This is a genomic window from Mesorhizobium koreense (assembly GCF_031656215.1).
GTDB lineage: Bacteria > Pseudomonadota > Alphaproteobacteria > Rhizobiales > Rhizobiaceae > Mesorhizobium_L > Mesorhizobium_L koreense.
Genome location: NZ_CP134228.1, coordinates 4299946 through 4326049, shown reverse-complemented (window position 1 = coordinate 4326049; position 26104 = coordinate 4299946). Strand labels below are relative to the sequence as shown.

Sequence of the window (26104 nt, the reverse complement as noted above, 5' to 3'; positions counted from 1 at the left end):
ACACCCATAAAGCGCAGGGACTGATATGGCAGACACGCACGCGAAACATCACGACTACCATCTGGTTAAGCCAAGTCCGAATCCGTTCATCGGCGCCATCGGCGCGCTGGTCATGGCGATCGGCGGTGTCGCCTGGATGCGCTACATGGAGCAGGGCGATTTCCCGTTCTTCGGTTACAATCTGGCCGAGACGCATTTCTGGATTTTCGCCGTCGGTGTGCTGATCGTGCTTTACACCATGTTCTCCTGGTGGTCGGACACGATCAAGGAGGCCCATGAGGGCTACCACACGCCGGTCGTGTCGCTGCACCTGCGCTACGGCATGATCATGTTCATCGCCTCGGAGGTGATGTTCTTCGTGGCGTGGTTCTGGGCCTTCTTCGACGCCAGCCTGTTTCCGGGCGAGGCCGAGCAGGTGGCGCGCGCCGCCTTCACCGGTGGGGTATGGCCGCCGAAGGGCATGGAGGTGCTCGATCCCTTCCATCTGCCGCTTTACAACACGATCATCCTGCTCCTGTCGGGCACGACGGTGACCTGGGCACATCACTCGCTCATCAACAACGACCGCAAGGGGCTGATCTGGGGTCTCGTGCTGACGGTGGCGCTCGGTGTCCTGTTCACTTCCTGCCAGGCATACGAGTACATACACGCCCCGTTCGCCTTCAAGAATTCGATCTACGGCGCGACCTTCTTCATGGCGACGGGCTTCCACGGCTTCCATGTCATCATCGGTACGATCTTCCTGTTCGTGTGCCTGATGCGTGCGATCGGCGGCGATTTCACGCCGAAACAGCACTTCGGCTTCGAGGCCGCGGCCTGGTACTGGCACTTCGTCGACGTGGTATGGCTCTTCCTCTTCACGTGCATCTATGTTTGGGCATCGCATGGTGCGGTAATCGCGGTGGAGTGACGATTCGCATCTGCGCTCCGATATCTCAGGCGACGTCTGCGGGCGGCTTTGGCAACAAGGTCGCCCGCATTCGTTCTGGTGCTGTAATCGATCGGGTGAGACATCATGGCGCCTGTTGGATCGTGGCGCCGACGGCCGTCCGGGTTTAGGTAGTAGCGATGGAAGAAGACAAGGCATTGTGGGCCCCGGTCGAGCCGATCCAGGCCGGTCTCAAGGGACGCTGCCCGCGCTGCGGCGAGGGTAAGCTGTTCTCCGGCTTCCTGTCGGTGGGTCGGGAGTGTTCGAATTGCCGGCTCGACTATTCCTTCGCGGACGCCGGCGACGGGCCGGCGGTCTTCGTCATCCTCATCGTCGGCTTCATTGTCGTGGGCTCGGCGCTCTGGATGGAAGTAACCCTCGCCCCGCCGCTCTGGGTGCATTTCGTCTTGTGGATCCCGCTTGCGATCGTCCTTTCGCTGGCGGCGCTGCGTTTGTTGAAGGGTGTGCTCATCACGCTTCAATACGCCAACAAGGCAGCGCCGGGCGAGATCGACAGGAGATGACGACGCCTGCCGCCGAGGAGCGAGCCGAGCGCAGGCCGTTCCCCTATGTCGCGGCCTTCCTCGCCATACTCGTCTTCGCGGCCCTTATTGCACTTGGAACCTGGCAGGTGGAGCGGCTGCACTGGAAGGAAGGGCTGCTCGCCACGATCGACCAGCGCATCCATTCCACCCCGCGGCCGCTTAGCGAAATCGAGCGCCTGTTCGCCGAGAAGCATGACGTCGAATATTGGCCGGTGACCGCAAAGGGGACATTTCTCCATAGCGGCGAGCGCCATTTCCTGGCGACGTGGAAGGGCGATTCCGGCTTCAACGTCTATACGCCGCTGAAGCTCGACGACGGCCGCTACATTTTCGTCAATCGGGGCTTCGTGCCTTACGCTCGCAAGGATCCGGCGACGCGGCCGCAGGGTCAGGTCGAGGGCGAGGCCATGGTGACAGGCCTGGCGCGCAACCCGCTTGTCGAAAAGCCTTCTTTCATCGTGCCCGAGAACGACCTCAGGAAGAACGTCTTCTACTGGAAGGATCTGTCGGCCATGACCGCCACCGCCGGCCTGCCGGCAGGCGCCAAGGTGCTGCCCTTCTTCATCGACGCCGGCGCAGCGCCCAACTCCGGCGGCTTGCCTATCGGCGGTGTCACGGTGATCGACCTGCCCAACAACCATTTCCAGTATGCGCTGACCTGGTACGGGCTCGCGCTCGTCCTGCTCGTCGTGGCGGCGACGCGACTGAGGAACCGCTGGCGCGGCCCGCATGAAGAGAGCGGCTCTTGACACCGGCTTCCGGCCAACGGCATTTCCGCCTCGTTAGGAGATTGCTTTGCTCGACCATACCCGGAAACCGTTGACGGTCAGGTTGTGCGGCCCGCGCGGCTTTTGCGCCGGCGTCGACCGCGCGATCCAGATCGTCGTCCTGGCGCTGAAGAAACACGGCGCGCCGGTCTATGTCCGCCACGAGATTGTCCATAACCGCTACGTCGTGGAAGGATTGCAGGCAAAGGGCGCTGTCTTCATCGAGGAACTCGGCGAGATACCGCACGAGCATCGCGACCGGCCGGTTGTGTTTTCGGCTCATGGCGTGCCGAAATCCGTGCCCGCCGATGCCGAAGCGCGCAACCTCTTTTATCTCGACGCCACATGTCCTCTCGTCTCCAAGGTGCACAAGCAGGCCATGCGCCATCATCGTCTCGGCCGCCACGTGCTTCTCGTCGGCCATGCCGGGCACCCGGAGGTCATCGGAACGATGGGGCAATTGCCGGAAGGAGCGGTAACGCTGGTCGAGACGGAAGAACAGGCGCGCAGTTTCGAGCCGACCTCCGACGCGCCGCTCGGCTTCGTGACGCAGACCACGCTTTCGGTCGAGGACACGGCCGGTATCCTGCGCGCGCTCGCGGAACGTTTTCCGGGCATACAGGCGCCCGCCGCCGAATCGATCTGCTACGCGACCACCAACCGCCAGGATGCGGTGAAGGCGGCCGCCGCCGGCGCCGATCTTTTCCTGGTCGTCGGCGCACCGAATTCCTCCAATTCACGCCGTCTGGTCGAGGTCGCAGAAAGGGCGGGCGCCAAGCGCTCGCTGCTCGTCCAGCGCGCCGCGGAGATCGACTGGGACGATGTCGGGGATATCGGCGTACTTGGACTTTCCGCCGGCGCCTCGGCGCCGGAAATCATCGTCGACGAGATCATCGCCGCCTTCGGCGAACGCTTCGACGTAACGGTCGAACTCGCCGAGACCGCGATCGAGACGGAGGATTTTCCGGTCATGCGCGCGCTTCGCGATGTGGAACTGACAGCGGCCGATATGGCGTTCGTCAACGGGAACGCCTGAGCCCATGGCTGTCTATACGGATATCACCGAGGTCGAACTCGGCACCTTCCTGAAGAATTATTCGATCGGCGAGCTCCTTTCCTACAAGGGCATCGCCGAAGGCGTGGAGAATTCGAACTTCCTGCTCCATGCGGGCTCCGGTTCCTTCATCCTCACCCTTTACGAAAAGCGTGTGGAGCGCGCCGACCTCCCTTTCTTCCTCGGGCTGATGCAGCATCTTGCGGCGGGAGGCATCGACTGTCCCGTTCCGGTCCGGCGGAAGGACGGCACCATGATCGGTGAGCTTGCCGGCCGGCCGGCCGCGCTCGTCACCTTCCTCGAAGGCATGTGGATGCGCCGCCCGACCGTCGAGCATTGCCGGCAGGTCGGCGCGGCGCTGGCCGCACTGCACCTTGCGGGCCGGGATTTCGCGCTGACACGGAAGAATGCGCTCGGCCTCGCCGGCTGGCGTCCGCTCTGGAACCAGTCGCGGGCACGGGCCGACGAGGTTGAGCCCGGTCTGGCCGCCGAGGTGGAGGCCGACCTCGGCCGACTGGAGGCAGGTTGGCCATCGGATTTACCCGCCGGCGTGATCCATGCCGACCTCTTCCCAGACAATGTGTTCTTCCTCGGTGAAAAACTTTCCGGTCTGATCGACTTCTATTTCGCCTGCACCGATCTCCTTGCCTACGATGTGGCGGTCTGCCTCAACGCGTGGTGCTTCGAGCGTGATAATTCCTTCAACCTGACCAAGGGCGCGGCGTTGCTCGGTGCTTATGCCGGCGTGCGCCCGCTGCAAGAGGCGGAGGTCTCGGCACTACCGATTCTCGCCCAGGGCGCCGCGCTACGTTTCATGCTGACGAGGCTCTATGACTGGCTGAACGTGCCCAACGGCTCCTTCGTCAAGAAGAAGGACCCGCTCGAATATGTCCGCCGCATGCGCTTCCACCGGACGATCCGCTCCGCCGCTGAATACGGGCTCCAGGGGACGGGACTCTAGCATGAAGGAAGTCGAGATCTTCACCGACGGCGCCTGCTCGGGCAATCCCGGCCCTGGCGGCTGGGGCGCCATCATCCGGTTGGTGAGCAATGGCCACACAAAGGAATTCTCTGGCGGCGAGCCGGAGACCACCAACAATCGCATGGAACTGACCGCCGCGCTGAAAGCACTGCAGGCATTGAAGGAACCGGTACAGGTCGACCTCTATTCGGATAGCGACTACGTGAACAAAGGTATCTCCCAGTGGATTCACGGCTGGAAGCGGAACGGCTGGAAGACGGCCGACAAGAAGCCGGTGAAGAACGCTGACCTTTGGCAGGCGCTCGATGCTGAACGGCAGCGTCACAAGGTCAAATGGCATTGGGTCAAAGGGCATGCCGGTCACATCGAGAACGAACGGGCCGATGAACTGGCGCGCGAGGGCATGAAACCGTTCAAGCCAAAAAAGAAGAGGGCGAAGCCGGCCGCGCCGGCGGGCCAGAAGTAGTTCGGGTCGCGACAGCCGCGCCTTATGATCGCCCCTTGGCGACGGGCATGGCGACCGTCTGCACGGGCTGTTCCGATTCAGGCTGGGGCGCAAGTGAGAATTCGATCAGCACCGGCGCATGGTCGGAGCCGACATCCTCCAGGATGCGGGCCGAATGCACGACGATGCCGCCCTTGACCATGACGTGGTCGATCTCGAGGCCGAGCCACGAGCGCAGCCATTCCGGCGCCTTGCGGTAGAACCAGCTTGCGCCGATCGGGTCGACGATATCGAGGCCGCCGGCCTTCGCCATATCCGTGACGGCGGCACTCCAGGAAACGGCGTTGAAATCACCGGCCACGAGCGCGGGGCTTCGGATCATCGCCATCGGAGCGGCTAAATTCCTTATCTGCCACCATTGGTCCGAAGGCCACGGCCAGCCGAGATGCAGCGCCACCACATGGATCGGCCGCCCGTTCAAATTGACGGCAGCGGTGGCGAAGGTTCCGCGGTCGAAGCAGCGTTCGCCGCTCATCGGACGCGACGACAGGATCGCGCCGCCGCCGATGCGGATATGTGAAGCGCAGATCAGCGGATCCGGATAGGCCGCCTCGATCAGTTTCAGCTTCCCGGCCCACATTGGCGAGACCTCGGCGAGCGTTACGATATCCGGATGCGTCCGCCCGATCAGCGACAGAACCTTTTCGGGCGTTGGATTGTCGTAGCGCAGGTTGAGTTGCAGCAAGCGATAGACGGCTCCCGTTCCGTCCGCCGCCTGGAAGGGCATGCGCTGAGGCCCGGAAAATGGCACCCCGGCGATGCCCTGCGTGGTCATCAGCGCAGCAGCCGCCATGACGAGCGAAACGAGGCCGATGCTCCATGCGCGCGAGGCGAGCGCGAACAGGCCCGCCAGCGCCAGCAGGATCGCGAGATGCCAGCGGAAATGCGCGAAGAGATCGAGCGAATGGTGCAGCCAACCGAAGAAGCCGAATATCAGCGGCATGTAGAAGGCCGCGCACAGAGCGCTTGCCCAGACGGCGCGCTTCTGCCGCCGGAGGTCGGTCGATGCTTCCACCATCCCTATTGAAAGGCCGTCTCTGAGAAGCTTCTGAGCTTGCGCGAATGCAGCCGTTCGAGCGGCATATTGGCCAGTTTCTCCAGCGTGCGCATGCCGATCGTCAAATGCTGCGCGACCTGCCGCTTATAGAAATCCGTCGCCATGCCGGGCAGCTTCAGTTCGCCGTGCAGCGGCTTGTCGGAGACGCACAGGAGCGTGCCGTAGGGCACGCGGAAACGGAAGCCGTTGGCCGCGATCGTCGCCGATTCCATGTCGAGCGCGATGGCCCGGCTCTGCGACAGGCGCTGGACGGGTCCGCGCTGGTCGCGCAGTTCCCAGTTGCGGTTGTCGATAGTGGCGACCGTTCCCGTGCGCATGATCTTCTTCAGGTCGTAGCCGGAAAGCCCGGTCACCTCGGCGACGGCCTCCTCGATCGCCACCTGCACCTCGGCCAGCGGCGGCACCGGCACCCAGACCGGCAAATCGTCGTCCAGCACGTGATCCTCGCGCACATAGGCGTGCGCCAGCACATAATCGCCGAGCGCCTGCGTGTTCCTGAGGCCCGCGCAATGGCCGAGCATCAGCCAGGCATGCGGCCGAAGCACCGCTATATGGTCGGTGATCGTCTTGGCGTTGGAGGGGCCGATGCCGATATTGACCATGGTGATACCGCCATGGTCGGGCTTAACCAGATGATAGGCCGGCATCTGCGGCAGGCGGACGGATGCCTGCGCTTGCGTCGCTTCGCCGGCACGGGTGACGATGTTGCCGGGCTCCACGAAGGCGCTATAGCCGTCGCCACCCTTTGCCATCATGCCGCGCGCAAAGGCGCAGAATTCGTCCACGTAGAACTGATAGTTCGTGAACAGCACGAAATTCTGGAAATGGTTCGGTGTCGTCGCCGTGTAGTGGGAGAGCCTGTGCAGCGAATAATCGATGCGCTGTGCGGTGAAGGGCGCGAGCGGCATCGGCTCGCCACGCAACGTCTCGAAGGTTCCGTTGGCGATCTGATCGTCGGTTCCGTCGAGATCCGGTACGTCGAACATGTCGCGCAGCGGCCGCTTGATGCGTTCGGCCGCCGAGGCCTCGACATAGCTTCCTTCCAGGAAGGCGAAATGAAGCGGGATCGGCGTCTCGGATTCCCTGACGACGACCGGGATGCCGTGGTTGCGCATGAGGAGCCGCAGTTGCTCGGCAAGATAGGTCTCGAACAGGTCCGGCCGCGTGATGGTGGTGGCGTAGCGGCCGGGGGTCGGCATGTGTCCATAGGCGAGACGGGAATCGATCTGCGCGAAGGAGGAAGTTGCGACCGCCACCTCAGGATAGAAGGCGCGGTAGCGCCGATGCGAATCCGGCGCGTCGGCAAGCCCGACGAAGGAGTCGCGCAGGAACGCGGTGTTGCGGTTGTAGAGCGCTTTGAGCGCTTCGACCGCTTTTTCCGGATTGGTGAAACTCTCCGCCGCAACCGGTTCTGGCGTGATGACGGTCTCGACCGTGGGCGGATAGGGATTGTTGTCCATGCCCCATTATAGAGATGACGCCGGACGTTTTCGAGAGGCGCTGGAGCATTCGGCCATCCTGTACCCCCGGGCTTCTTACAACCAGGCCAGCCCGCCGGCCGCTGTCCGGCAGCCATTCATATGGGCGGCGCAGGAAATCGGGACATTGCCGCGCCATTCGGCCGGGTTTTCGGAGGATTGGGCGACGATCCGGGCGAAGCCCATGGCGAAAAGCATGGTCAGCAGGCAGACGATGGTGAAGCGACGCGCAAGCATTGGTTCCGGTCCCCATGACGATGGAGACAATTTTAGCGAATGCCCCTGAACCCGTACTGAGATTGGCGTTCATCTGCCGTTCAAACACCTTAACGAGAGGTTGATTTCCGGCCCGTGCGCATGCTTTCGGCCGCTCCCGGCAGGCCCCATTCCATCGCCCGAGCGCCGGCTTTCCTTGCAATTCTCTTCCAACGTCCGTTTTTCGTGGTGAACAAAGCCTTGCCCGCCGCAGCCTGAATTTTCATCGAATTTTCCTCGAAACCCCGGAGTGCGAGGAACCGTATCCTTAATGAAATCCAAGGTTTACCGATTGTTTGAACTTTGTTTTCCTCAAATTAAGCACGCCATTTAACGACGGATTCAAGCCTCCCCTGCATCCTTCGAACCATCGGATGCGAGCGTTCAAACGACAAAAGAGAACGTGGCTCCAGGAGTAGGACAGGGACAAAGAAAATGGCACGTTATGAGGTTCTGGAAGCGGGTTTGGGGACCGTCGGATCGGGCGCTCAGGCCGACATTCTTTTCGAGATGGGCATGATGTATGCCACCGGCCGCGACTGCGCGATCGATCTGGTGGCAGCCCATAAATGGTTCAACATCGCCGCCATCAAGGGTTCGGACCGCGCCGCGGAACTGCGCGCCGAACTTTCGGCGACGATGAACAAGCAGGAAATCGCCCAGGCGCTGCGCGAAGCGCGCGAATGGATGACGATGCACTGATCTTATCGATCAGGACGAACAATAAAACGAGCGGCAAAAGCCGCCGGGAAGACAACAGGGAAGGCGGCTGTCACGGCGTATGGGGACGCCAGGATGGAAGCTTGCGAAAAGGCCGCGACCGGCGAGGATAATGCCGGCGCGGCTTTTTTGCGTTCAGACGGTCTCTTCTTCCTTGAACCGAACCAGCACCGTTCCGTCGGTCACCTGCGCGCCCTCGCTGGCGATCTCGGTGATGAGACCGTCATGCGGCGCGGTGATGGTATGCTCCATCTTCATTGCTTCGAGGACAAGCAGCGGCTGGCCTTTCGCAACGGCGTCGCCGGCCGCCGCGCGCACGATCTTGACCAGTCCGGGCATCGGCGCCCTGAGGCTCGCCGCTCCGGCGGCCGTATCGACGTCTCGCGCCAGCGGGTCGGGTGCGGAGAAGGTGTAGCCGGACGGCCCGTCGAACACGGTGACGTGGCCCGGCCAGAGTGCGGCGCGACCTGAAACGGCATCGGCGGAAAAGGCGAAGGCAGTGCCCTCGACTTCCACTTCGAAGCGCCCGTCGCCACGCGTCGCTACCCGTGCGTCCACCGCGTCTTCACCGTAGCGGAGCGCCGTGCGCCGAGGGATCGAGTGAAAATGGGCGTAGCCGGTGAGGCTCGACCACGGATCGGCCGATTTACGGCCGCCGCTGTCGGCGTTCGCCACCGCAAGCGCGGCAAGCGCCTTTACGCTCGCGCCCGCCGGCCGCGCTCGCGTCAGTTCCTCCTGCTTGCGCCCGATCAGCCCCGTATCGACGTTGCCTGAGGCGAAATCCGGATCGCGCGCGAGTGCCGCAAGGAAAGGCGTATTGGTTACCGACCCCGCGATCCGCACATGGTCGAGCGCATCGGCCAACGCACCGAGCGCTGCCTCGCGATTTTCGCCGTAGACCACCAGCTTGGCGATCATCGGATCGTAGTAGGGCGAGATGGCGTCACCCTCGCGCACGCCCGTCTCGATGCGTACCGTTCCGCTCTCGGTATGGTCGGGGAAGCGCAGATGATGGAGCGTGCCGATCGCCGGTAGAAAACCTTTCGAGGCGTCCTCGGCATAGATGCGTGCCTCGAAAGCGTGGCCGGAGAGCGTGATCTCCTTCTGGATCTTCGGCAGTTTTTCGCCGGCGGCAACGCGAAGCTGCCATTCGACAAGGTCGAGACCGGTGACCATTTCCGTCACCGGGTGCTCGACCTGCAGCCTGGTGTTCATCTCCATGAACCAGAAGCGGTCGGGCTTCAGCCCATCCGATGCGTCGACGATGAATTCGATCGTGCCGGCGCCCGAATATTTGATCGCCTTCGCCGCCTTCACAGCCGCTTCGGTCATCGCCTTACGCATTTCGGGCGTCATGCCCGGCGCTGGGGCCTCTTCGATGACTTTCTGGTGACGGCGTTGCGCCGAGCAGTCGCGCTCGAACAGATGCACCGCCCCGCCATGATTGTCGCCGAAGACCTGGATTTCTATATGGCGCGGCTTCTCGACATATTTCTCGACCAGCACCCGGTCATCGCCGAAGGCGGCCTTGGCCTCGCGCCTTGCCGCGGCAAGTTCCTCGGCGAAGCGGTCGGGGTCGTCGACCCGGCGCATGCCTTTGCCGCCGCCTCCGGCTCGCGCCTTGATCAACACGGGATAGCCGATCTCGCGCGCCTTGGAGGCGAGCACGACGATCTCCTGCGCCTCGCCGTGATAGCCGGGCACCACCGGTACGCCGGCCTTCTCCATCAGTCGCTTTGCAGCGTCCTTCAGCCCCATGGCGCGGATCGAAGACGAAGACGGGCCGATGAAGACGAGGCCCGCCGCCGTCACCTGATCGACGAAGTCCGGGTTTTCCGAAAGGAAGCCGTAGCCCGGGTGGATCGCCTCGGCGCCGGTCTTCTGCGCTGCCTCGATGATCCGGTCGCCCTTGAGGTAGCTTTCACCGACGGCGGAGGGGCCGATATGTATAGCCTCGTCGGCCATCGAGACGTGGAGCGCGCCGGCGTCCGCATCGGAATAGACGGCGACGGTGGCGATGCCCATGCTGCGCGCCGTGCGGATAACCCGACAGGCGATCTCGCCGCGATTGGCGATCAGGATTTTCTGGAACAATTCTTTCTCCCGGTTTGAGCCCGCCGTCAGCGCTCGGCCAAAGCCAGCTTCGCGCCGAGCAGGACGAACACGGCAGCAAAGCTCCGACGCATCCAGGCGAGCACGCGCGGCCGCGAAACGATATGGTTCCTGACCGCCGCGGCAAAGACGCCGTATGCGACGAACACGACGAGGGTCATCAGCATGAATACGAGGTTGAGTTCAAGCATCCGCGGCAGCGCGTCGGGTGCGCCGGCATTCACGAATTGCGGCAGGAACGCGAAGAAGAAGAGCGAGAGCTTCGGGTTCAGGATATTGATGAGGATGCCACGCAGGACGATCCGGAGCCCCGAACCCGGTGCGGTTCGACCTTCGATATTGAGGGCGCCGGTCTCCCTCAGCGTGTTCCAGGCCATGTAGAGCAGATAGATGCAGCCGAGGATTTTCAGCGCCTCGAACGCGACCGAACTGGCATAGAGCAGGGCGGCAAGCCCGGTGATGGCGGCCGCCATGTGCGGCAGGATGCCGAGCGTGCAGCCGAAGGCGGCGAAGACGCTTGCCCGCGCGCCGCGCGAAAGCCCGGCCGAGAGCGTATAGAGCACACCGGCGCCCGGCGCGACGACGACGATCAGGGAAGTGAGGAGGAAGGCAAGCGACATGGCGTGGCACCCGTTCGTTTGAAGATCGTACAGTAGCGGGGCAGGGCCTCAGCGCAAGAGCACGACCTTTCCATTACTACGCTGCCTTCCGGCCCGAGCCGATGGGAGGAACGTGTCAGATTTCTTGTACATGCAACCGGAGCGTGTTACGTCAGGTCATCGGCTGTGGGGATTCCGCCAATGAAATTGCTGTTGCTTGCAACGACCGCGCTTTTGCTCGGCGCCGGAACCGCAGCCGCGCAGGATCAGACCTATGATTGGTCCGGTGTATATGTCGGAGCGCAGATCGGGTATGGCTGGAGCAAATCTACTACCCGGGTAGATATCGTGCCGGTGTGGATAACTGACGTCCACCATAATGCTACTGGCGTGTTGGGCGGACTTTATGCCGGCTACAATTACCAGATGAGCAACAATATCGTGCTTGGGCTCGAAGCCGATATCAACGCTGCCGATCTCGAGGACAAAACAGATGACTGGATCCTCAGCATTGGCGGCGTTTCGGGCACGCTCAGCAACTTCATTCCCACTTCATTCAAAATGTCGTGGAACGGCGCGGTGCGCGGCCGGGTTGGATACGCGGTTGGCCGCTTCCTCCCATATGTCGCGGGCGGCGTCTCATTTGGCGGATATAAACTCCGCTTCCACGACAAAACGGTTGCCACCCATAGCTCGACACGCATCGGATGGAATATCGGCGCGGGGTTGGATTACGCCGTTACCGATAAGATCATATTGAGAGCCGAATATCGGTTTGCAGATTTCGGCAGCGAGAAATTCTCCGTATATTCGTTCCCTAGCAAAAACGATCTCAAAACCCAGGAAGTCCTGTTTGGCATCGCCTACAAGTTCTGAGAGGTCAGTTCGCCCGATCTGACAAGCTCGGCCGAGCCGTCGAGCGAACTTGGCGAGGGTATCACCCCTCTCGCAACCCTATCCGCGCTTGCGGTCGTTCAACCCCCTAGCGCCGCCACAGCACGCCGGTGGAGATCGGCGGCGTAGGCGTCGAAGCAGCAGAAGACGATGCGCGCGGGCTGGTCGTTTTCCGCGATGAACGTCGCGACGGTGCGCACGGCGACATCCGCGGCTTCGGGTTTCGGATAGCCATAGATGCCGGTCGAGATCGCCGGAAAGGCGATGCTCGAACAGCCATACTGGAGCGCGAGTTCCAGCGATCTGCGATAGCAAGAGGCGAGCAGTTCGGGCTCGCCCTTCGACCCGCCGTGCCAGACGGGGCCGACCGTGTGGATCACGTGCCGGGCCGGCAGCCGGTAAGCCCCGGTGATCTTGGCATCGCCCGTGGTGCAACCGCCGAGAAGCCGGCATTCGGCGAGCAGTTGCGGCCCGGCGGCGCGATGAATCGCCCCGTCGACCCCGCCGCCGCCGAGCAGAGAGGAATTCGCGGCATTGACGATCGCGTCGACGTCGAGCGTCGTGATATCGGCGCGCACGACGGAGAGGCGGGTTTCAGGCGTTGCCTGACTGTCCTTTCCGTAAGGCGCGGCGGATGACCGGCTTCCGGTATCGGTGAGGTGTATTCGATTCATGTCCTGCTATTCCTTGGGTGGGATGAAGGGCTGCTGGATTTCCTGGAAGACAGGCAGCGCCTCCATCCGCTCGGCGTGATCCTTGAGCGCCGGCAGTCCGTCGAGCGGCTGGAATTCCGGGTGCGCCTCGCGAAGATGCCTCAGCATGCACGCGACGGTGACATCGGCATGACCGACGCGGTCGCCGAACAGATAACCGCTGCCGGCAGCCGCGCGTTCCTTCTCCAGCGCGGCCAGCGCGCCTTTTATCTGGCTTCGGCACCGTTCCACCCACATCGTCGAGACAGCGCCTTCGCCGTGTAGGTTCTGCTCGTAGTAGAGGGCGACGGCCTTGTCGGAAATGCCGGCGGCAAGCGAAGCGAGCTTCAATGCCTTGTGCCGCGCCGGCTCCTCCTGCGGGAACATCCGCTCTGCCGGCGGCATCTGTCCGTCGAGGTAATCGAGGATGGCAAGACTTTCGATGAGCACGTCGCCACTATCCAGAACCAGGGTGGGCACCCGCAGCAATGGATTGTAGGGCCGGATCTTTTCCGCATCGCCGAAGGTCGACCACGGACGATGTTCGAAGGCGATGCCGTAGAGCCGCATGGCGATGGCGGTGCGGCGCACGAAAGGGGAATCATATTGGCCGATGAGGATCATGGGAGGTTCTCCGCAGGGCGCGCAAACTGGCATGAGCGGGCAGGCTGGACAAGAAGAGCCGTCACAACTTCCTGACACTTGGCGTCAGGATGGGGGCGCCCCGCGATTGCCAAGAGCCGGTGACGCGGCGAACGGAATTCTGTATCGACGCGGGATGGATGATACGCGGCCTGTGAGGAAACAATTGAAGAAAGCGATCGTGGCATTCCTGTTTCTGGTGCCCTTGCTGCCGCGCCCGGCGTCCTCCGCCGAGGTCCAGGCGGCCGAAAAACTTGTACCTTATGCCGTATCGGGCGGTTCGGGCATCGAGCTCTACCGCTCGATCGGCGAGCACGGCCCGAAATCGCGGAATGGCCGCGCCATCGCGCTCACCGATTACCGGCTGACCTGGACGCGGAAATACGTGCCCGAAGGCGGCGATTGCCGACTGACGACAGCTGTGCCGCACCTGACGCTGATCACCCATCTTCCGAAACCTTCCGGCAAGCTGCCGGCGCGGACCGAGGCGCTGTGGAGGACGTTCATCGCAGGCATCACGGCGCATGAACGGGTGCATGGCGAAATCATCAAGGAGACCGTGGACGCGATCCGCTCCGCCACCGAGGGGCTGAGCGTTCCCGGCGATCCATCATGCCGGAAAATCCGAACCGAGGTGACGAAACGCGTGGCCACGCTCGCCGCCGCAATGCGCAAGAAGAACCGGGATTTCGATCAAGTGGAGATGGGCAAGGACGGCAACGTCCAGCAACTCATCCTGGCGCTGGTCAACGGCGACCGGGATTAGGTGCGTCCTTCGAGGCTCGTTTTGTGGGCGCCACTCCGGGTGCTGAACTGAGGCGCTGTGATCAAGGCATCGCTCCCCCAGGTCTCTCAGAATTTGATATCGAACGGCACCAACCTCCCTCATCCTGAGGTGCTCGCGGAGCAAGCCTCGAAGGACGCAACCACAGGCCGCTTCCCTTCGCTACTGCATCTGCGGCTTCTTCAGCGCCGCCGCCCGGTCGATGGACTTCACCCGCAGCCAGGTCTCGCGGCCGTCGCGCACGACACGCAACGGCAGTTCGGTGCCGGCCGGGCCGCTTGCCCAGATGCTGCGGTAGAAATCGGCGAGGCCGTTCACTTCCTTGTCCTTGACGTCGGAGATGATGTCGCCCCGTTGCAGGCCGGCCTTGTCGGCCGGGCCGTTGTCGGCAACGCTCATCACCACCACTTCGCCATTATACTCGGCCGAGAAGGCGCCGAGCCACGGGCGCGCCGGCTTGGCCACCGCGCCGCGCGTCACCAGATCGTCGAAGATCGGCGGCAGGAGGTCTATCGGGACGACCATGTTGATGTCCTTGATCGTATCGCCCTCGCCCATCTGCAGTCTCAGCGACCCGATGCCGAGCAGCTTTCCGTCGTCGCCGACCAGCGCCGCCCCGCCCCAGGAGGGGTGCGCCGGGGCGGTGAAGATGGCGTTTTCGAGCAGATATTCCCAATAGCCGGCGAATTCCTGGCGAGCGACGATCTTGCCTTCGACCGCCCGGCCGGACCCGTCGGCGAGCAGGATCGGATCGCCGGCCTTGGCGCCGGCGGAATTGCCGAAGGCAAGCGCCGGCAGGCCGAGATCGCCGAGCGCCTGCACGAGGCCGAAACCCGTCTCCTGGTCGTAGGCGAGCGCGTGGCCGGGCAGAACGATGCCGTCATGCCGTGTCAGCCAGACCTCATCGGCCTCGGTGATGAGGTAGCCGATGGTCAGCACCAGCCCGTTGTCGCGGATCACCACGCCGCTGCCCTCGCGGCGCGTGCCGAGCGCATCGGCGGTGAAGGCGTCGTCCGGAATGGTCGTGCGGATGGAGACGACGGAGGGGCGGATCGGATTTCCGTTCATTTTTGGCACCGGCTTTGGCGGGGCGCGGAGGTTGCCTCGCGCCCGGAGGTCCCTTCTTGCTCCTATAGATATGGCAGATCGAGCAACACGCAAGACACCCAGGCCGGGCCGGTTGCCGTCAGGCCTTACCGCCTTCGGCCAGCGCCGCTCCCGGCAGGTAGAGCATCACCGGGCGGATCTCGTAGACGGCGGTCGGGTTGGCGCGGCGCATCTCCCGCGCCGCCTCGATCGCCCCGTCGATCGAGGGATAATCGACGATATATAAGCCGAGCAACTGCTCCTTGGTCTCGGCGAAGGGCCCGTCGATGACCATGTCGCCGCTCCCCTTGCCGCGCAGGGTCTTCGCGCCCTCGACCGGTCCGAGCCTTGCCGCCGGCCCGAGATGCTTCCCGGCCACGAGGCGGTCGTTGATCTTGAGAAGATCGTCCATCAGTGCGGCGTCCTCCTCCTTGCTCCAGGTCTCGAAGGCGTCGTCGGCATGATAGGCGAGAATGGCATAATACATGGGCGGCTCCTTGTTGGGGCAAAATGGGCGCCGCCACGCTGCCTTTCGGCCCTGGCCATTGTCAAGAAACCGGGAAGCGGGGCGCGATGCCGTGCCTTCCGAATATAAATACGTGGCGCGACACACGCGCCCCGCCGGCGATTTCTGTTCCCGCCTGTTCCGCTGCTCCCCGAGCCTCACCCTGAACCTGCCGAAGGGTAGTCACTCCGAACAGGTTCAGCGTTCGTCCCGGGGTCTGTGTGCCTTCTACCGGCACGCAGGGGTCATAATGCCCCCAGGGGAACCTCCAGGCGGGACCTCCCCGGCCGTGATGCCACGTCAGCATCAAGGCGGAGGCGCCGGCTCCTCCCCACGCAATCACCGTCATGATCGGTGTTCCCGATGGGAGGAACTGAAAGGGATTATGGAGGATGGGCAGGAGGCGTGGAGAAAAAGGGGAGAAGAAAATACGGAAAGGCGGCAATATGAACGGGTTGGGAGACAAACGGGCGCAGGTTTATCCACGTCCTGTTCGGCCCGGTACCCCTCATCCGACCGAGCTTCGCTCGGCCACCTTCTCCCACAAGGGGCGAAGGGAGCGTGGCCATGACGCTGCTGCTAATCACCGACTCTGGGGGTTGGCGGGACGGCCGGTGCAGCCCCTTCCTCGCCCCTTGTGGGGTGAGGAGCGGTCGGCCACTGGCCGGGGAAAAGCCAACGATTTGGCTTTTCCAGCGACGAACGCCCGAAGCAATAGCGGAGGGCAGATAGGGAGCCCCGGTGAGGCAACGCCGAACCGGCGGGCGAACTTGGTGAGGGGTGAAACAGAGGCGGGCGAGGGCGCCTACCTCCCGATCGCCCTCAGATACCGCTCGGCCGAGCGTTCCACCGCAGCCTTGCCGTCCCGCGCGATCGTCCTTCCCTCGAAGGCACCGTAGATGGCATCGAAGGCGAAGGGGCGGACGGCATCGACGATGCGGGTGATTTCCGCAGCAGCCAGCGGGATGAGGTTCGGATAGGAATACATGAAGGAGACGTGATGCCGGTCGGGCACGACCTGGATCGTGTCGCCCGAGAAGAGCGCACCGCGCCCGCCCGAAAGCCACGGGCAGGAGAGCACCGACGCGCCCGCAAAATGGCCGCCGCAGCGGATCATGGTCGCGGCGCCGAGCGGAAGTCGCTCGCCCGACCAGAATTTCACGGCGGCGTCGTCGCGCTGCACCCACTTGGCGTCGTCCTCGTGGATATGCACCGGCACGCCGCCGAAAGCCGCGCTCCATTCCGCCATGCAGGAATAATAATGCGGATGCGAGATGGCGATATGGGCAAGCCCGCCGAGCCCCTCGATCCGCCGCACCGTCGCCGCGTCGATCAGGCTAACGCAGTCCCAAAGAATGTTGCCGTCTGGATGCAGGATGAGGAAGGCGCGTTGGGCGATGGCGAAAGCCGGCCGCATCTTCAGGCTGAAAAGCCTGTCCGCCTCCTCCGTCCAGCCGATCTCGTGGTCGCACCCAAGCGCCGCCATCTCCGTCCAGCTTTGCCCGCCGGCCGGCACGTACTGCCGCTCGTCCTCGCAGATCGGACAGGCGGTGGGCGGCTCGGTGCTTTCGGGAAATTGCGTGCCGCAGGCGTTGCAGATGAAGCGGGGCATGGTGAAGTATTCTAAGTCGTCCGGAGAGGGCGCGGAAGCCGATTCGCCGTACGCGTTCATTGCGTACGATTCGCGACAATCTCCGATGCTGGTAATTGGCAGCAACATCTTGACTGTCGCCGTCCTGTGCTCGCCGCAGGGACTCACGATTCGCCCTCAAAAAGGAGATTCTTCTGAATAAGTTGTTTTACATCTTGAAACATCATCGTGATCGAAGAAGCCTCTATTGATGATTCGCTCTCTTTAACCCAGCCATTTGGTGTTTCACGATGGATGAGAACACTAGCCTCCTGCGAGAAATTCGCGACCTCTTGTTACTGCTGGCAGAGCCAGCGATTGCCAAGCGAGACGAGAGACTGCGAGAAGCGCTTCGTCAAGTCGTTGGGAAGAGCAAGCGCAAGGCAGATGCCGTCGCCCTGATGGATGGCACTCGCTCACAGGTGGAAATTCGAAAAGAATGTGGAGTTGATGCTGGGGATCTAAGCCGCTTAGTGAAGGCGATGCGGGAAGGGGGGCTTATCGGCGTGGGCGATGAGCAACCCAAGCTGACCTTTCCAACGCCGCTTAGTTTCCTTGAAACTTTGGGGAAAGAACACTGATGAGCGATCATTCTTCGCAGATGCTGGGTGTATTGGCTGAAATGCGTGATCTTCTCAAGTTGATTGCTGAACCGCACCTAGCTCAAAGAGATAAAAAGCCGCGTGAAGTACTTCGTAGTATCGTGGGAAGCGCCGCCGGTAAGAAAGCTAAGGCAGTACCCCTCATGAATGGCACAAGAAATCAGGCAGGTATTGTCGCCGAATGCGGTATCCATAAGGGTGATTTAAGCGTACTAGTGAAAAGGTTGAAAGATGCAGGCCTTTTAACGGGTGACCCTAAGCAACCCCAACTCGCTATTGCTCTCCCTGAGGGCTTCTTTAGCGATGCAGGAGACGCGGATGTCTGACGAAGCCAGTGAAGTTGTTGAAATCCTTCAAAGGATAGAGGCATTACTCAAACTCCTTGCGGAGGATAAGATTGCCGAGCGGGACGCTAGGCAGCGGATGGCTTTACTGGAAATTGTCGGTTCAAGTTCAACGAAGCAGAAATCCGTACTGTTGATGAATGGGACTAGGACTCAAACCGAGATCCATGGAGAAACTTCCGTAAACAAAGGGCACCTTAGCACATTGGTGGGCAAGCTGCATCAAGCGAAGCTGCTTATCGGTGATCCCAAGAAGCCAAAGTTGGCCATTTCGATTCCCTCCAACTTCTTCGAGAGCTATGCAGAAAGCAAGTGAAGAGCAGGTGCTCCAAGTGCTCGTCGAACTTCGAAACTGGGTCAGAGCTGCCGCTCATGGCCAAGTGAGGGTGGCGCTCGAAGCAGCGCTTCCCGACGCCAAATCACGGATGGCCTATCAGATGTTTGATGGTACCGCGACGGTAGCGCAGATACGTATCGCCTGTAAGATGAGCCCCAACGCGGTGGTCGCACTTGGAAATCACTGCGCTTCATTAGGCCTCATGGGTATCAACGCGGATAGGAAGCGCGTGAGGCTATTCGATCTCAATGACTTTGGCTTAGGTGTGACTGGTGAGGACGGAAATACCGAGGCGGACGAATGACTGACAAACGATCTAAAAAGGATGGAATAGAGGTCACGTCGCAATCGCTTAAGGATGAGCTTGTCGCTATCAAAGATCGACTGAGCGCTCTTGAGACTATTCAAAGTATCGCGAATGCTGAAATAGTTAAGAAATACGTTTTGGAGCATCTTAAAACTGAAAAAGGCAAAGCAATTATGAAAGAGTGTGTTGAGCCAAGAACGAAGTCATATCTCGTCTCCGAGTTTGGCTTTAATAGTCCTCAGGCGCTCGACCATCATTTGAAGCCTTTATTGAGGGACGACCTGCTACGCCAGCGTATCGAAGAAGACGGGACCATTACCTTCGAGTGGAGTAATCTATTTAGGCGACTTCCTCGCAGCGTGATCGGGACGATTGTCGGGCACGCGAAATAGATTCGGAAGGAACTGCTAGACAAAAATGGCCGCTAAAACCAAAGCAAAACCGCGTGAACGAAAAAGGCTATCAACTGAAACGCGCGAGCTTCTGCTCACGGAGTGTGGCTATCGTTGTGCAGTGCCTAGCTGCCGAAACATTCTAGCCTTGGACATGCATCATATATGGGAGGTGCACGCGGGCGGGCCAGACGAACCATCAAACCTCATCGCCCTCTGTTCCTATTGCCATGACATGTATCACCGCGGCAATATATCAGCTGATTCCATATATACGTACAAGGCAATGCTCGTTGCTATTTCACGGGCATTCGATATAGATGCGATCGACAAACTCCTATTCTTGAATAGTCACGAGCCTGATTTTTTGGTTGTCTCAGGTGATGGACTCTTGCATTTTGCACGACTAATTGCCGCCGGACTTGCAAGTGGAGAGCAAAAAACAAATAACAACTGGCAGCTTGTGACCTATACCGTGAATATTTCGGAAATGGGACGACAGATCATTGAAGCTTGGAGGGAGGGCGACCGAACACGACTGAAGAAAGTCATTGGCGGGCCAATGCCTGGCAATACTAACCAGGGCCTCACATCCTGAACACCCCGAACTTCGTCTCCTCCACCGCCGCGTTCAGCGCTGCGCTCAGGCTGAGCGCCAGCACCTCCCGCGTTTTCGCCGGGTCGATGATCCCGTCGTCCCATAGCCGGGCGGAGGAGTAGAGGGGGTGGCCTTCGTGTTCGTATTTCATGAGGATCGGCTTCTTGAACTTCTGCTCCTCTTCGGCGGTCCATGTGCCGCCCTTGCGCTCGATGCCCTCGCGCTTGACCAGCGCCAGCACGGTCGCGGCCTGCTCGCCGCCCATGACGGAGATGCGCGCGTTCGGCCACATCCACAGGAAGCGGGGCGAATAGGCGCGGCCGCACATGCCGTAATTGCCGGCGCCGAAGGAGCCGCCGATGATGACGGTGAGCTTCGGCACGCGCGCGGTCGCCACCGCCGTCACCAGCTTGGCGCCGTCCTTTGCGATACCACCGGCCTCGTATTTCCGGCCCACCATGAAGCCGGTGATGTTCTGCAGGAAGACGAGCGGGATCCTGCGCTGGCAGCATAGCTCGATGAAATGCGCGCCCTTCTGCGCGCTTTCGGAGAAGAGCACGCCGTTGTTGGCGAGGATGCCGACCGGCATGCCGCAGAGATGCGCAAAGCCGGTGACCAGCGTCGTGCCATAATTCGCCTTGAACTCGTCTAACTCCGAACCGTCGACGATGCGCGCGATCACCTCGCGCACGTCATAGGGCTGGCGGCTGTCGGCGGGGATGACGCCGTAGATCTCGCGCGGATCGTCAAGGGGTTGAATCGGATCACGAAGGGCAGGCCCTATCGTCTTCTTCCGATTCAGGTTTTTCACGATGCGCCGCACGATCGCCAGCGCATGCGCGTCGTCCACCGCGTAATGGTCGGCCACGCCCGACTGGCGTGTGTGGAGGTCGGCGCCGCCAAGATCTTCGGCCGAAACCTCCTCGCCGGTCGCCGCCTTCACGAGCGGCGGGCCGCCGAGGAAGATCGTCGCTTGGCGGCGCACCATGATCGCCTCGTCCGACATCGCCGGCACATAGGCGCCGCCCGCCGTGCAACTGCCCATCACGCAGGCGATCTGCGGGATGCCGGCGGCCGACATGTTGGCCTGGTTGTAGAAGATGCGGCCGAAATGTTCGCGATCGGGGAACACCTCGTCCTGGTTGGGCAGGTTCGCCCCGCCGGAATCGACCAGATAGATGCAGGGCAGGTTGTTCTGCGCCGCAATCTCCTGCGCGCGCAGATGCTTCTTCACCGTCATCGGATAGTAGGTGCCGCCCTTCACCGTCGCGTCGTTGACGACGATCACGCATTCCTGCCCCTCGATGCGGCCGATGCCGGCGATCATGCCGGCCGAGGGGATATCCTCGCCATACATGTTCCAGGCCGCGAACTGGCCGATCTCGAGGAAGGGCGAGCCGAAATCGAGAAGCTGCGCCAGCCGCTCGCGGGGGAGGAGCTTGCCGCGCGCGACATGGCGCTGGCGGGATTCCTCGGAGCCGCCCTGTTCGACCGTTGCGGCCTTCTCGGCGATGTCGGCGACGAGCTCGCGCATCTTCTCGGCATTGGCTTTGAAGGTTTCGGAGGCGGGGGAGACGGAGGAGGCGAGGGCGGGCATGAAATCTCCAATATCGGCGCTGGCGGCTGGCGCCGGAAATCAACGAATAAGTTCGACCTTACAGGGCAGATCGAGTTCGGCCCAGACGCGATCGGCGGTCATGATCGTCGCTCGCTCCCTCAATGCAAGCGCGATACAGGCACGGTCGCCGAGCGACAGGCCTCGACTGCGCGTTTTGGCCCGCATTGCACCCACAACGCGGGCGAGATCGGCGTCGAATTCGACAAACTGAACCGCTTTGCCCGCCAGGAACCGCTCCGTCTTGTCCACGGGGATTCCTTTGTCCTCGGCTCGGGAAAAGGTTTCGGCGAGATTGACACTGGAAACCATCGCGTTCGCAATGTTTGCACTGGCGACATCCGCACCGGACTCGCCGAGAATGATCGCCAACAAGGCAGAACTGTCATAGACGTAGCGGGTCATTTTTTCTGGTTGCGCGCCGCCGCAATTTCCGCTGCTTCGCGCTCCAGCCGATCAAAGCGTTCGTCCACACGCCGCGCTTCCTCCCGGCGGTCGGCGATGAATTCATCGACTTCATCGACGCCAGGCTGCTTGTGCTGGCGCGCCAAAGCCTGGATTTGCCGCAGCACTATCTCGGCCGAGACGATGCGGAATTCGCCGTTTACGACCTCGGCCGTCACCGTGTCGCCGGGCTTCACCAGCATCGCGGTCCGCATCTCTGCGGGGATCACGATGCGGCCGGCGGAATCGATCTTCAGCCGTGTGTAATCGACGGATCGAAGGCCGCTGTCGTCGTGGTCGAATGGCCGTGGCTCTTCGGCGAAGCCTTTGCGGGCAGGCATGGAAACACCTCCTGTCATTACCCTTTCAATATGGCATTTATCGCCAGAAATGGCAAATTATCCATGTTCTGCCATTTATGTTTGTTCCCCCATCATTTCCCTTCCGATCAGCCAGCGCCTTATCTCGCTCGTTCCAGCGCCAATCTCGTAGAGCTTGGCGTCGCGCAGGAGCCGCCCGGTCGGATAATCGTTGATATATCCATTGCCGCCGAGCATCTGGATGGCGTCGAGCGCGGTCTGGGTGGCGCGTTCGGCGGCGTAGAGGATGCAGCCGGCCGAATCCTTACGCGTCGTCTCGCCGCGGTCGCAGGCCGATGCCACGGCGTAGACATAGGCGCGGCAGGCGTTGAGCTGCGTATACATGTCCGCCATCTTGCCCTGGACGAGCTGGAAATCGCCGATCGCCTGGCCGAACTGCCGCCGCTGCTGCACGTATGGCACGGCGACGTCGAGGCAGGCGGCCATGATGCCGAGCGGCCCGCCCGACAGCACCACGCGCTCATAGTCGAGCCCGGACATCAGCACCTCGACGCCCTTGCCCTCCTCGCCGAGCACGTTCTCGAAGGGCACTTCCACATCCTCGAACACGAGTTCGCCGGTGTTGGAGCCGCGCATGCCGAGCTTGTCGAGCTTCTGCGCGACGGAGAAACCCTTCATCTCACGCTCGATCAGGAAGGTGGTGATGCCGCGCGAGCCCATGGTCGGCTGCGTCTTGGCATAGACCACGAGCGTCGAAGCATCTGGCCCGTTGGTGATCCACATCTTGTTGCCGTTCAGTACATAGCGGTCGTTCTTCTTGTCGGCGCGGAGCTTCATCGACACCACGTCGGAGCCGGAGCCCGGCTCCGACATGGCGAGCGCGCCGACTGCCGTGCCGGCACAAAGGCCGGGCAGATATCTGGCCTTCTGCTCGGGCGTGCCCCAGCGGTTGATCTGGTTGACGCAGAGATTGGAGTGCGCGCCGTAGGAGAGGCCGACGGCCGCCGAGCCGCGCGAGATTTCCTCCATGGCGATGACATGAGCGAGATAGGTCATGCCCGAGCCGCCATAGTCGGGGTCGGCGGTCATGCCGAGCACGCCGATGGAGCCAAGCTTTTCCCAAAGCTCGGCGGGAAAATCGTTCTCGCGGTCGATCTCGGCCGCCTTCGGCGCGATCTCGTCGCGCACGAAGCGGCGGACGAGGTCGCGCAGTGCCTCGATGTCCTCGCCGAGGCCGAAATTCATCGAATGATCATACATCTGCCTTCTCCCGCTCTTTTATCGTTGTCGTTTTCGCGCCGACGAGGCGCAGTGTCATGCCGAGATAGGTTTCCGCGACTTCCTCGACCGAGAGCCGTTCATCGGGGCGGAACCAGACGATGACGCCGGTGATCATCTGGATGATCGCCATCGCCGTCAGCGCCGGCTCCTCTACCGCGAACGTGCCATCCTCCGCCCCATCGCGCAGGATCTGGCGCAACTCCTTCTCATAGGCGGAGCGCAGCCTCAGCATGGACGTCAGCCGCTCGCGCGACAGGCTCCTGAGTTCCATGTTCGATACATGGGTCGAATGGCGCCGTTCGACATGGAAACGGATATGGTTGCGCACGAAAGCGGAAAGCCGCGCCGTCGGAGCGGGAGAGGAGGGGCGCGCCTTCTCCCACGCGGCCAGCAGCCCCTCCATATGCTCGCGCATGAGCGTGAAGAGAAGGTCTTCCTTGGTCGGGAAATAGCGGTAGAGCGCGGCCGCCTGCACCCCCACTTCGGCGGCGAGCTGGCGCATGGTCACGGCGTCATAACCATGGCGCGCCATCAGCGTCAGCGCCGCTTCGCGCAGCGCTCGTTCGGTGCGTTCACCGTCGGAACCCGTCGTCCGTGCCATGATCGAAAATCCTCCGAGGTGAATAATAAAACAAACGTTCAATTAATTCAAGGGCGACGACGAGAGGCTGGGGCGCCGGTCTCTTTCCGCGGACAGCGATTGAATTCAGGGCGGAAAGTGACAGATTGAGGAACTGGAGAAGGCGCAAGCGAAGGCGGGTCGATGGAAATAGAGACGAAGGCCGTGCTTGTCAGGATCGAAGGCCGCGTTCAGGGCGTCGGCTTTCGTGCGTGGACCCTTCACGAAGCTCAGGCACTCGGTCTTGTCGGCTGGGTGCGCAACGAGGCGGACAGCTCGGTGACTGCGCGCCTGGAAGGGCCGCAAGAGAGTGTCGAGCGGATGCTGGACATGCTTCGGGTCGGACCGCCGGGTGCGGCGGTGACGAAGGTTTCCTCCGAAGCCTCGATCCAGGAGGATATGGGCAGTGGCTTCCGGATTGCTCGATAGCCGGCGTTATAGCTTACGGCGGATGTTCCCCCACTCCGTCGCGCTTCGCGCGCCACCTCTCCCCCACTTCGTGGGGGCGAGGAAAGGAGCAAGGCGTTGCGACCGCCACTTCCTCTCCCCCGTCGATCAGGGGAGAGGTGGTCAGCGAAGCTGATCGGAGTGGGGGTCGAACCTCATAGGCGATGACCGCCCAGTAAAAAGGGACACGTTCGGTCCCCGGCGAGAGAGCTTCTTTGCGCTATAGCCCGCCTGTTCCCGTGCTCTAATCGTTCTTGTAAAGCATCCAGCCCTTGCGGAACTCGCCCTTGGCGAGTGAGGAATGCAGTGTGACGCGGTTGCGACCTCCGGTTTTGGAGGCATAGAGCGCCCGGTCGGCCTTGGCGTAGAGGTCGTCGGGCGAGCCCGCTTCGGATGCCATGCACATTCCCATCGAGACGGTGATCGGGCCGCAGGGCTCGCTGTTCTGGAGACTGGAATAGTCGCCGTGCTCGATGGCCATGCGCACCTGCTCGGCCAGCTCGGCGACAGCCTGTTCGCCGCCGCTTCTCGTGAGTAGCGCGAACTCCTCGCCGCCGGTGCGCGCGACGAAGACGCCGCTCGGCGCGATCGCCTGCAGGATCGCGGCGACGTTCTGGATGATATGGTCGCCGGTCGGGTGGCCGTAGCAGTCGTTGATGCGCTTGAAATCGTCGATGTCGGCGATGATGAGCGATCCGGGCAGCATCGCCTTGCTGTGCGCGTAGATGCCTGTCAGTGCGTTGTCGAAGGCACGGCGGTTGTGGATCTGGGTGAGCGGATCGGTATCGGCCAGCCGTTTGTATTCTTCGAGCGTGGATTTGACTTTTTCGAGCTCCGCCGACTTGTCGGCCATCGAGCGCGCGATCTGCTTGCCATGGTCGATGGTGGTGCCGGTCGCGGTCGCCATCACGCCGACGATCCTGGCCAGAAGCTCCTTGGTAAGCGCCGTCCTGTCGCCGATGCCCGAAGAGGTCTCGTCGAGGAACTTGCCGTAGCTTTCCAGCGACTTACGCTCCTTGAGCAGGAGCATCATGACTTCATCGATCTTGCCGGCGATTTCGCTGCGGGCGCTTTCCACGACGTCTTCGGCACGTCCGCGCCCGAGATGCCGGGCGCTGATGGTGTCGAGCCTGGCCTGTGTCGCTTTCGTGCCGAGATCGATGATATCGGCGATCAGCGCCTGGTTCGTGCCCGTATAGGCTTCGTAGAAAAGCTCATAGTTCCGGGGCAGGCCGGGAATGCCCATCTGGCGCAGCGTCAGCGCGATCTTGCTGGCAATATCGAGCGGGCGCGCGCCCGACGCTTCCGACGGCTGCATGCGGTAACTTGCCCCCTCCGGCACCTGACGGCGCCGGGTCCCACTGGCATTCGCTGCCGTGCCCGCCTTGGGCGCGGAGATGCCAAGCCCCTCTTTATTCAACTTAAAGCAGTATTCCTAACGTTGTGTTAATCACTTATTTCAACGTAAAGTAGGTGATCTGCAACGCCGGATTGTTACCTGATAGGAAACGGCGTTAAATGGACGCTGTCCAGCATAATGATGGACTTCGTCCATTAATTTGA

The 26104-nt window shown here is 61.9% G+C and carries 32 protein-coding genes; 16 read left to right on the top strand and 16 right to left on the bottom strand.

Annotated elements, in window-relative coordinates:
• Positions 1 to 25 precede the first annotated feature (25 nt).
• The 6 genes from RBH77_RS20620 to rnhA all read left to right on the top strand — a co-directional run bounded on the left by RBH77_RS20620 (position 26) and on the right by rnhA (position 4742).
• Entirely contained in the window at positions 26 to 910 is an 885-nt protein-coding gene (locus tag RBH77_RS20620) for a cytochrome c oxidase subunit 3 (protein ID WP_311029434.1), read from the top strand.
• Between the two features lie 158 nt (positions 911 to 1068).
• The gene (locus tag RBH77_RS20615; protein WP_311029433.1) at positions 1069 to 1452 is read left to right on the top strand and encodes a DUF983 domain-containing protein; all 384 of its coding nucleotides are present in this window, start codon (positions 1069 to 1071) and stop codon (positions 1450 to 1452) included.
• Complete coding sequence (locus tag RBH77_RS20610) at positions 1449 to 2222, top strand: SURF1 family protein (protein WP_311029432.1); 774 nt, start codon at positions 1449 to 1451, stop codon at positions 2220 to 2222. Before RBH77_RS20615 ends, RBH77_RS20610 begins: the two co-directional genes overlap by 4 nt.
• Positions 2223 to 2268: 46 nt before the next feature.
• Complete coding sequence (gene ispH / locus RBH77_RS20605) at positions 2269 to 3276, top strand: 4-hydroxy-3-methylbut-2-enyl diphosphate reductase (protein WP_311029431.1); 1008 nt, start codon at positions 2269 to 2271, stop codon at positions 3274 to 3276.
• 4 nt (positions 3277 to 3280) lie between these two features.
• Complete coding sequence (locus RBH77_RS20600; protein ID WP_311029429.1) at positions 3281 to 4255, top strand: homoserine kinase; 975 nt, start codon at positions 3281 to 3283, stop codon at positions 4253 to 4255.
• A 1-nt stretch (position 4256) separates the two neighbouring features.
• On the top strand, positions 4257 to 4742 hold the full coding sequence (gene rnhA, locus RBH77_RS20595) for a ribonuclease HI (RefSeq protein WP_311029428.1): 486 nt from the start codon (positions 4257 to 4259) through the stop codon (positions 4740 to 4742).
• Positions 4743 to 4764: 22 nt separating this feature from the next.
• Here rnhA and RBH77_RS20590 read toward each other — a convergent pair whose 3' ends face one another.
• The 3 genes from RBH77_RS20590 to RBH77_RS20580 all read right to left on the bottom strand — a co-directional run bounded on the left by RBH77_RS20590 (position 4765) and on the right by RBH77_RS20580 (position 7553).
• Positions 4765 to 5799 (bottom strand): endonuclease/exonuclease/phosphatase family protein, encoded by a 1035-nt coding sequence (locus tag RBH77_RS20590; RefSeq protein WP_311029427.1) that lies wholly within the window; start codon positions 5797 to 5799, stop codon positions 4765 to 4767.
• 2 nt (positions 5800 to 5801) lie between these two features.
• A complete protein-coding gene (locus RBH77_RS20585) occupies positions 5802 to 7298 on the bottom strand; it encodes an AMP nucleosidase (protein WP_311029426.1) in 1497 nt (498 codons plus the stop codon).
• Positions 7299 to 7373: 75 nt separating this feature from the next.
• The gene (locus RBH77_RS20580) at positions 7374 to 7553 is read right to left on the bottom strand and encodes a hypothetical protein (RefSeq protein ID WP_311029425.1); all 180 of its coding nucleotides are present in this window, start codon (positions 7551 to 7553) and stop codon (positions 7374 to 7376) included.
• A gap of 453 nt (positions 7554 to 8006) precedes the next feature.
• Between RBH77_RS20580 and RBH77_RS20575 the strand changes: the two genes are divergently transcribed.
• A complete protein-coding gene (locus RBH77_RS20575) occupies positions 8007 to 8273 on the top strand; it encodes an SEL1-like repeat protein (protein ID WP_311029424.1) in 267 nt (88 codons plus the stop codon).
• Between the two features lie 153 nt (positions 8274 to 8426).
• On the opposite strand, the gene RBH77_RS20570 is transcribed toward RBH77_RS20575, so the two are convergent.
• On the bottom strand, positions 8427 to 10385 hold the full coding sequence (locus RBH77_RS20570) for an acetyl/propionyl/methylcrotonyl-CoA carboxylase subunit alpha (RefSeq protein WP_311029423.1): 1959 nt from the start codon (positions 10383 to 10385) through the stop codon (positions 8427 to 8429).
• A 26-nt stretch (positions 10386 to 10411) separates the two neighbouring features.
• Positions 10412 to 11023 carry a LysE family translocator gene (locus tag RBH77_RS20565; RefSeq protein ID WP_311029422.1) on the bottom strand — a complete coding sequence of 204 codons (612 nt, stop codon included), beginning with the start codon at positions 11021 to 11023 and terminating at the stop codon, positions 10412 to 10414.
• 180 nt (positions 11024 to 11203) lie between these two features.
• Between RBH77_RS20565 and RBH77_RS20560 the strand changes: the two genes are divergently transcribed.
• Positions 11204 to 11878, top strand: a complete 675-nt coding sequence (locus RBH77_RS20560) for an outer membrane protein (protein ID WP_311029421.1) — start codon at positions 11204 to 11206, stop codon at positions 11876 to 11878.
• A gap of 98 nt (positions 11879 to 11976) precedes the next feature.
• Here the strand turns inward: RBH77_RS20560 and RBH77_RS20555 are convergent, their stop codons facing one another.
• Positions 11977 to 12570, bottom strand: a complete 594-nt coding sequence (locus RBH77_RS20555; protein WP_311029420.1) for an O-acetyl-ADP-ribose deacetylase — start codon at positions 12568 to 12570, stop codon at positions 11977 to 11979.
• Between the two features lie 6 nt (positions 12571 to 12576).
• Complete coding sequence (locus tag RBH77_RS20550; protein WP_311029419.1) at positions 12577 to 13212, bottom strand: glutathione S-transferase family protein; 636 nt, start codon at positions 13210 to 13212, stop codon at positions 12577 to 12579.
• 184 nt (positions 13213 to 13396) lie between these two features.
• On the opposite strand from RBH77_RS20550, the gene RBH77_RS20545 reads away from it, so the two are divergent.
• Positions 13397 to 13996, top strand: a complete 600-nt coding sequence (locus RBH77_RS20545) for a DUF922 domain-containing Zn-dependent protease (RefSeq protein ID WP_311029418.1) — start codon at positions 13397 to 13399, stop codon at positions 13994 to 13996.
• 180 nt (positions 13997 to 14176) lie between these two features.
• On the opposite strand, the gene RBH77_RS20540 is transcribed toward RBH77_RS20545, so the two are convergent.
• From RBH77_RS20540 to RBH77_RS20530, 3 genes are all read right to left on the bottom strand, one after another.
• A complete protein-coding gene (locus tag RBH77_RS20540; RefSeq protein ID WP_311029417.1) occupies positions 14177 to 15082 on the bottom strand; it encodes a S1C family serine protease in 906 nt (301 codons plus the stop codon).
• A gap of 118 nt (positions 15083 to 15200) precedes the next feature.
• The gene (locus tag RBH77_RS20535) at positions 15201 to 15587 is read right to left on the bottom strand and encodes a YciI family protein (protein ID WP_311029416.1); all 387 of its coding nucleotides are present in this window, start codon (positions 15585 to 15587) and stop codon (positions 15201 to 15203) included.
• Positions 15588 to 16410: 823 nt separating this feature from the next.
• Positions 16411 to 17217, bottom strand: a complete 807-nt coding sequence (locus tag RBH77_RS20530; protein WP_311029415.1) for an MBL fold metallo-hydrolase — start codon at positions 17215 to 17217, stop codon at positions 16411 to 16413.
• A 269-nt stretch (positions 17218 to 17486) separates the two neighbouring features.
• Here RBH77_RS20530 and RBH77_RS20525 point away from each other — a divergent pair, with 269 nt between their 5' ends.
• From RBH77_RS20525 to RBH77_RS20500, 6 genes are read left to right on the top strand one after another with little or no spacing between them, the layout of a single operon-like run.
• On the top strand, positions 17487 to 17816 hold the full coding sequence (locus RBH77_RS20525; RefSeq protein WP_311029414.1) for a beta/alpha barrel domain-containing protein: 330 nt from the start codon (positions 17487 to 17489) through the stop codon (positions 17814 to 17816).
• A complete protein-coding gene (locus RBH77_RS20520) occupies positions 17816 to 18163 on the top strand; it encodes a MarR family transcriptional regulator (RefSeq protein ID WP_311029413.1) in 348 nt (115 codons plus the stop codon). Before RBH77_RS20525 ends, RBH77_RS20520 begins: the two co-directional genes overlap by 1 nt.
• Positions 18156 to 18497 (top strand): hypothetical protein, encoded by a 342-nt coding sequence (locus tag RBH77_RS20515; RefSeq protein ID WP_311029412.1) that lies wholly within the window; start codon positions 18156 to 18158, stop codon positions 18495 to 18497. Before RBH77_RS20520 ends, RBH77_RS20515 begins: the two co-directional genes overlap by 8 nt.
• On the top strand, positions 18481 to 18822 hold the full coding sequence (locus RBH77_RS20510; protein ID WP_311029411.1) for a hypothetical protein: 342 nt from the start codon (positions 18481 to 18483) through the stop codon (positions 18820 to 18822). Before RBH77_RS20515 ends, RBH77_RS20510 begins: the two co-directional genes overlap by 17 nt.
• Entirely contained in the window at positions 18819 to 19217 is a 399-nt protein-coding gene (locus RBH77_RS20505) for a hypothetical protein (protein WP_311029410.1), read from the top strand. Before RBH77_RS20510 ends, RBH77_RS20505 begins: the two co-directional genes overlap by 4 nt.
• 25 nt (positions 19218 to 19242) lie before the next feature.
• Positions 19243 to 19815 carry an HNH endonuclease gene (locus RBH77_RS20500; RefSeq protein ID WP_311029409.1) on the top strand — a complete coding sequence of 191 codons (573 nt, stop codon included), beginning with the start codon at positions 19243 to 19245 and terminating at the stop codon, positions 19813 to 19815.
• Here RBH77_RS20500 and RBH77_RS20495 read toward each other — a convergent pair.
• From RBH77_RS20495 to RBH77_RS20475, 5 genes are all read right to left on the bottom strand, one after another.
• Positions 19805 to 21412, bottom strand: a complete 1608-nt coding sequence (locus RBH77_RS20495) for a carboxyl transferase domain-containing protein (protein WP_311029408.1) — start codon at positions 21410 to 21412, stop codon at positions 19805 to 19807. The genes RBH77_RS20500 and RBH77_RS20495 overlap by 11 nt on opposite strands.
• Positions 21413 to 21451: 39 nt before the next feature.
• Positions 21452 to 21835, bottom strand: a complete 384-nt coding sequence (locus tag RBH77_RS20490; protein WP_311029407.1) for a type II toxin-antitoxin system VapC family toxin — start codon at positions 21833 to 21835, stop codon at positions 21452 to 21454.
• Positions 21832 to 22215, bottom strand: coding sequence for an AbrB/MazE/SpoVT family DNA-binding domain-containing protein (locus tag RBH77_RS20485; protein WP_311029406.1), 384 nt, complete (start codon positions 22213 to 22215; stop codon positions 21832 to 21834). The genes RBH77_RS20490 and RBH77_RS20485 overlap by 4 nt, the downstream gene beginning before the upstream one ends.
• Before the next feature lie 75 nt (positions 22216 to 22290).
• Positions 22291 to 23454 carry an isovaleryl-CoA dehydrogenase gene (locus RBH77_RS20480; protein WP_311029405.1) on the bottom strand — a complete coding sequence of 388 codons (1164 nt, stop codon included), beginning with the start codon at positions 23452 to 23454 and terminating at the stop codon, positions 22291 to 22293.
• Positions 23447 to 24076 (bottom strand): TetR/AcrR family transcriptional regulator, encoded by a 630-nt coding sequence (locus RBH77_RS20475; protein ID WP_311029404.1) that lies wholly within the window; start codon positions 24074 to 24076, stop codon positions 23447 to 23449. Before RBH77_RS20475 ends, RBH77_RS20480 begins: the two co-directional genes overlap by 8 nt.
• A gap of 162 nt (positions 24077 to 24238) precedes the next feature.
• Here RBH77_RS20475 and RBH77_RS20470 point away from each other — a divergent pair, with 162 nt between their 5' ends.
• Complete coding sequence (locus RBH77_RS20470) at positions 24239 to 24523, top strand: acylphosphatase (RefSeq protein WP_311029403.1); 285 nt, start codon at positions 24239 to 24241, stop codon at positions 24521 to 24523.
• A gap of 262 nt (positions 24524 to 24785) precedes the next feature.
• On the opposite strand, the gene RBH77_RS20465 is transcribed toward RBH77_RS20470, so the two are convergent.
• A complete protein-coding gene (locus tag RBH77_RS20465; protein ID WP_311029402.1) occupies positions 24786 to 25859 on the bottom strand; it encodes a GGDEF domain-containing protein in 1074 nt (357 codons plus the stop codon).
• Between the last annotated feature and the right edge of the window lie 245 nt (positions 25860 to 26104).

Bases quoted from the DNA above. Each gene is read 5' to 3' on its own strand.
- RBH77_RS20620 (WP_311029434.1), top strand. From the start codon at position 26: ATGGCAGACACGCACGCGAAACATCACGACTACCATCTGGTTAAGCCA.
- RBH77_RS20615 (WP_311029433.1), top strand. From the start codon at position 1,069: ATGGAAGAAGACAAGGCATTGTGGGCCCCGGTCGAGCCGATCCAGGCC.
- RBH77_RS20610 (WP_311029432.1), top strand. From the start codon at position 1,449: ATGACGACGCCTGCCGCCGAGGAGCGAGCCGAGCGCAGGCCGTTCCCC.
- RBH77_RS20600 (WP_311029429.1), top strand. From the start codon at position 3,281: ATGGCTGTCTATACGGATATCACCGAGGTCGAACTCGGCACCTTCCTG.
- rnhA (WP_311029428.1), top strand. From the start codon at position 4,257: ATGAAGGAAGTCGAGATCTTCACCGACGGCGCCTGCTCGGGCAATCCC.
- RBH77_RS20590 (WP_311029427.1), bottom strand. From the start codon at position 5,799: ATGGTGGAAGCATCGACCGACCTCCGGCGGCAGAAGCGCGCCGTCTGG.
- RBH77_RS20585 (WP_311029426.1), bottom strand. From the start codon at position 7,298: ATGGACAACAATCCCTATCCGCCCACGGTCGAGACCGTCATCACGCCA.
- RBH77_RS20580 (WP_311029425.1), bottom strand. From the start codon at position 7,553: ATGCTTGCGCGTCGCTTCACCATCGTCTGCCTGCTGACCATGCTTTTC.
- RBH77_RS20575 (WP_311029424.1), top strand. From the start codon at position 8,007: ATGGCACGTTATGAGGTTCTGGAAGCGGGTTTGGGGACCGTCGGATCG.
- RBH77_RS20565 (WP_311029422.1), bottom strand. From the start codon at position 11,023: ATGTCGCTTGCCTTCCTCCTCACTTCCCTGATCGTCGTCGTCGCGCCG.
- RBH77_RS20560 (WP_311029421.1), top strand. From the start codon at position 11,204: ATGAAATTGCTGTTGCTTGCAACGACCGCGCTTTTGCTCGGCGCCGGA.
- RBH77_RS20555 (WP_311029420.1), bottom strand. From the start codon at position 12,570: ATGAATCGAATACACCTCACCGATACCGGAAGCCGGTCATCCGCCGCG.
- RBH77_RS20550 (WP_311029419.1), bottom strand. From the start codon at position 13,212: ATGATCCTCATCGGCCAATATGATTCCCCTTTCGTGCGCCGCACCGCC.
- RBH77_RS20540 (WP_311029417.1), bottom strand. From the start codon at position 15,082: ATGAACGGAAATCCGATCCGCCCCTCCGTCGTCTCCATCCGCACGACC.
- RBH77_RS20535 (WP_311029416.1), bottom strand. From the start codon at position 15,587: ATGTATTATGCCATTCTCGCCTATCATGCCGACGACGCCTTCGAGACC.
- RBH77_RS20530 (WP_311029415.1), bottom strand. From the start codon at position 17,217: ATGCCCCGCTTCATCTGCAACGCCTGCGGCACGCAATTTCCCGAAAGC.
- RBH77_RS20525 (WP_311029414.1), top strand. From the start codon at position 17,487: ATGGATGAGAACACTAGCCTCCTGCGAGAAATTCGCGACCTCTTGTTA.
- RBH77_RS20520 (WP_311029413.1), top strand. From the start codon at position 17,816: ATGAGCGATCATTCTTCGCAGATGCTGGGTGTATTGGCTGAAATGCGT.
- RBH77_RS20515 (WP_311029412.1), top strand. From the start codon at position 18,156: ATGTCTGACGAAGCCAGTGAAGTTGTTGAAATCCTTCAAAGGATAGAG.
- RBH77_RS20510 (WP_311029411.1), top strand. From the start codon at position 18,481: ATGCAGAAAGCAAGTGAAGAGCAGGTGCTCCAAGTGCTCGTCGAACTT.
- RBH77_RS20505 (WP_311029410.1), top strand. From the start codon at position 18,819: ATGACTGACAAACGATCTAAAAAGGATGGAATAGAGGTCACGTCGCAA.
- RBH77_RS20500 (WP_311029409.1), top strand. From the start codon at position 19,243: ATGGCCGCTAAAACCAAAGCAAAACCGCGTGAACGAAAAAGGCTATCA.
- RBH77_RS20495 (WP_311029408.1), bottom strand. From the start codon at position 21,412: ATGCCCGCCCTCGCCTCCTCCGTCTCCCCCGCCTCCGAAACCTTCAAA.
- RBH77_RS20490 (WP_311029407.1), bottom strand. From the start codon at position 21,835: ATGACCCGCTACGTCTATGACAGTTCTGCCTTGTTGGCGATCATTCTC.
- RBH77_RS20485 (WP_311029406.1), bottom strand. From the start codon at position 22,215: ATGCCTGCCCGCAAAGGCTTCGCCGAAGAGCCACGGCCATTCGACCAC.
- RBH77_RS20480 (WP_311029405.1), bottom strand. From the start codon at position 23,454: ATGTATGATCATTCGATGAATTTCGGCCTCGGCGAGGACATCGAGGCA.
- RBH77_RS20475 (WP_311029404.1), bottom strand. From the start codon at position 24,076: ATGGCACGGACGACGGGTTCCGACGGTGAACGCACCGAACGAGCGCTG.
- RBH77_RS20470 (WP_311029403.1), top strand. From the start codon at position 24,239: ATGGAAATAGAGACGAAGGCCGTGCTTGTCAGGATCGAAGGCCGCGTT.
- RBH77_RS20465 (WP_311029402.1), bottom strand. From the start codon at position 25,859: ATGCAGCCGTCGGAAGCGTCGGGCGCGCGCCCGCTCGATATTGCCAGC.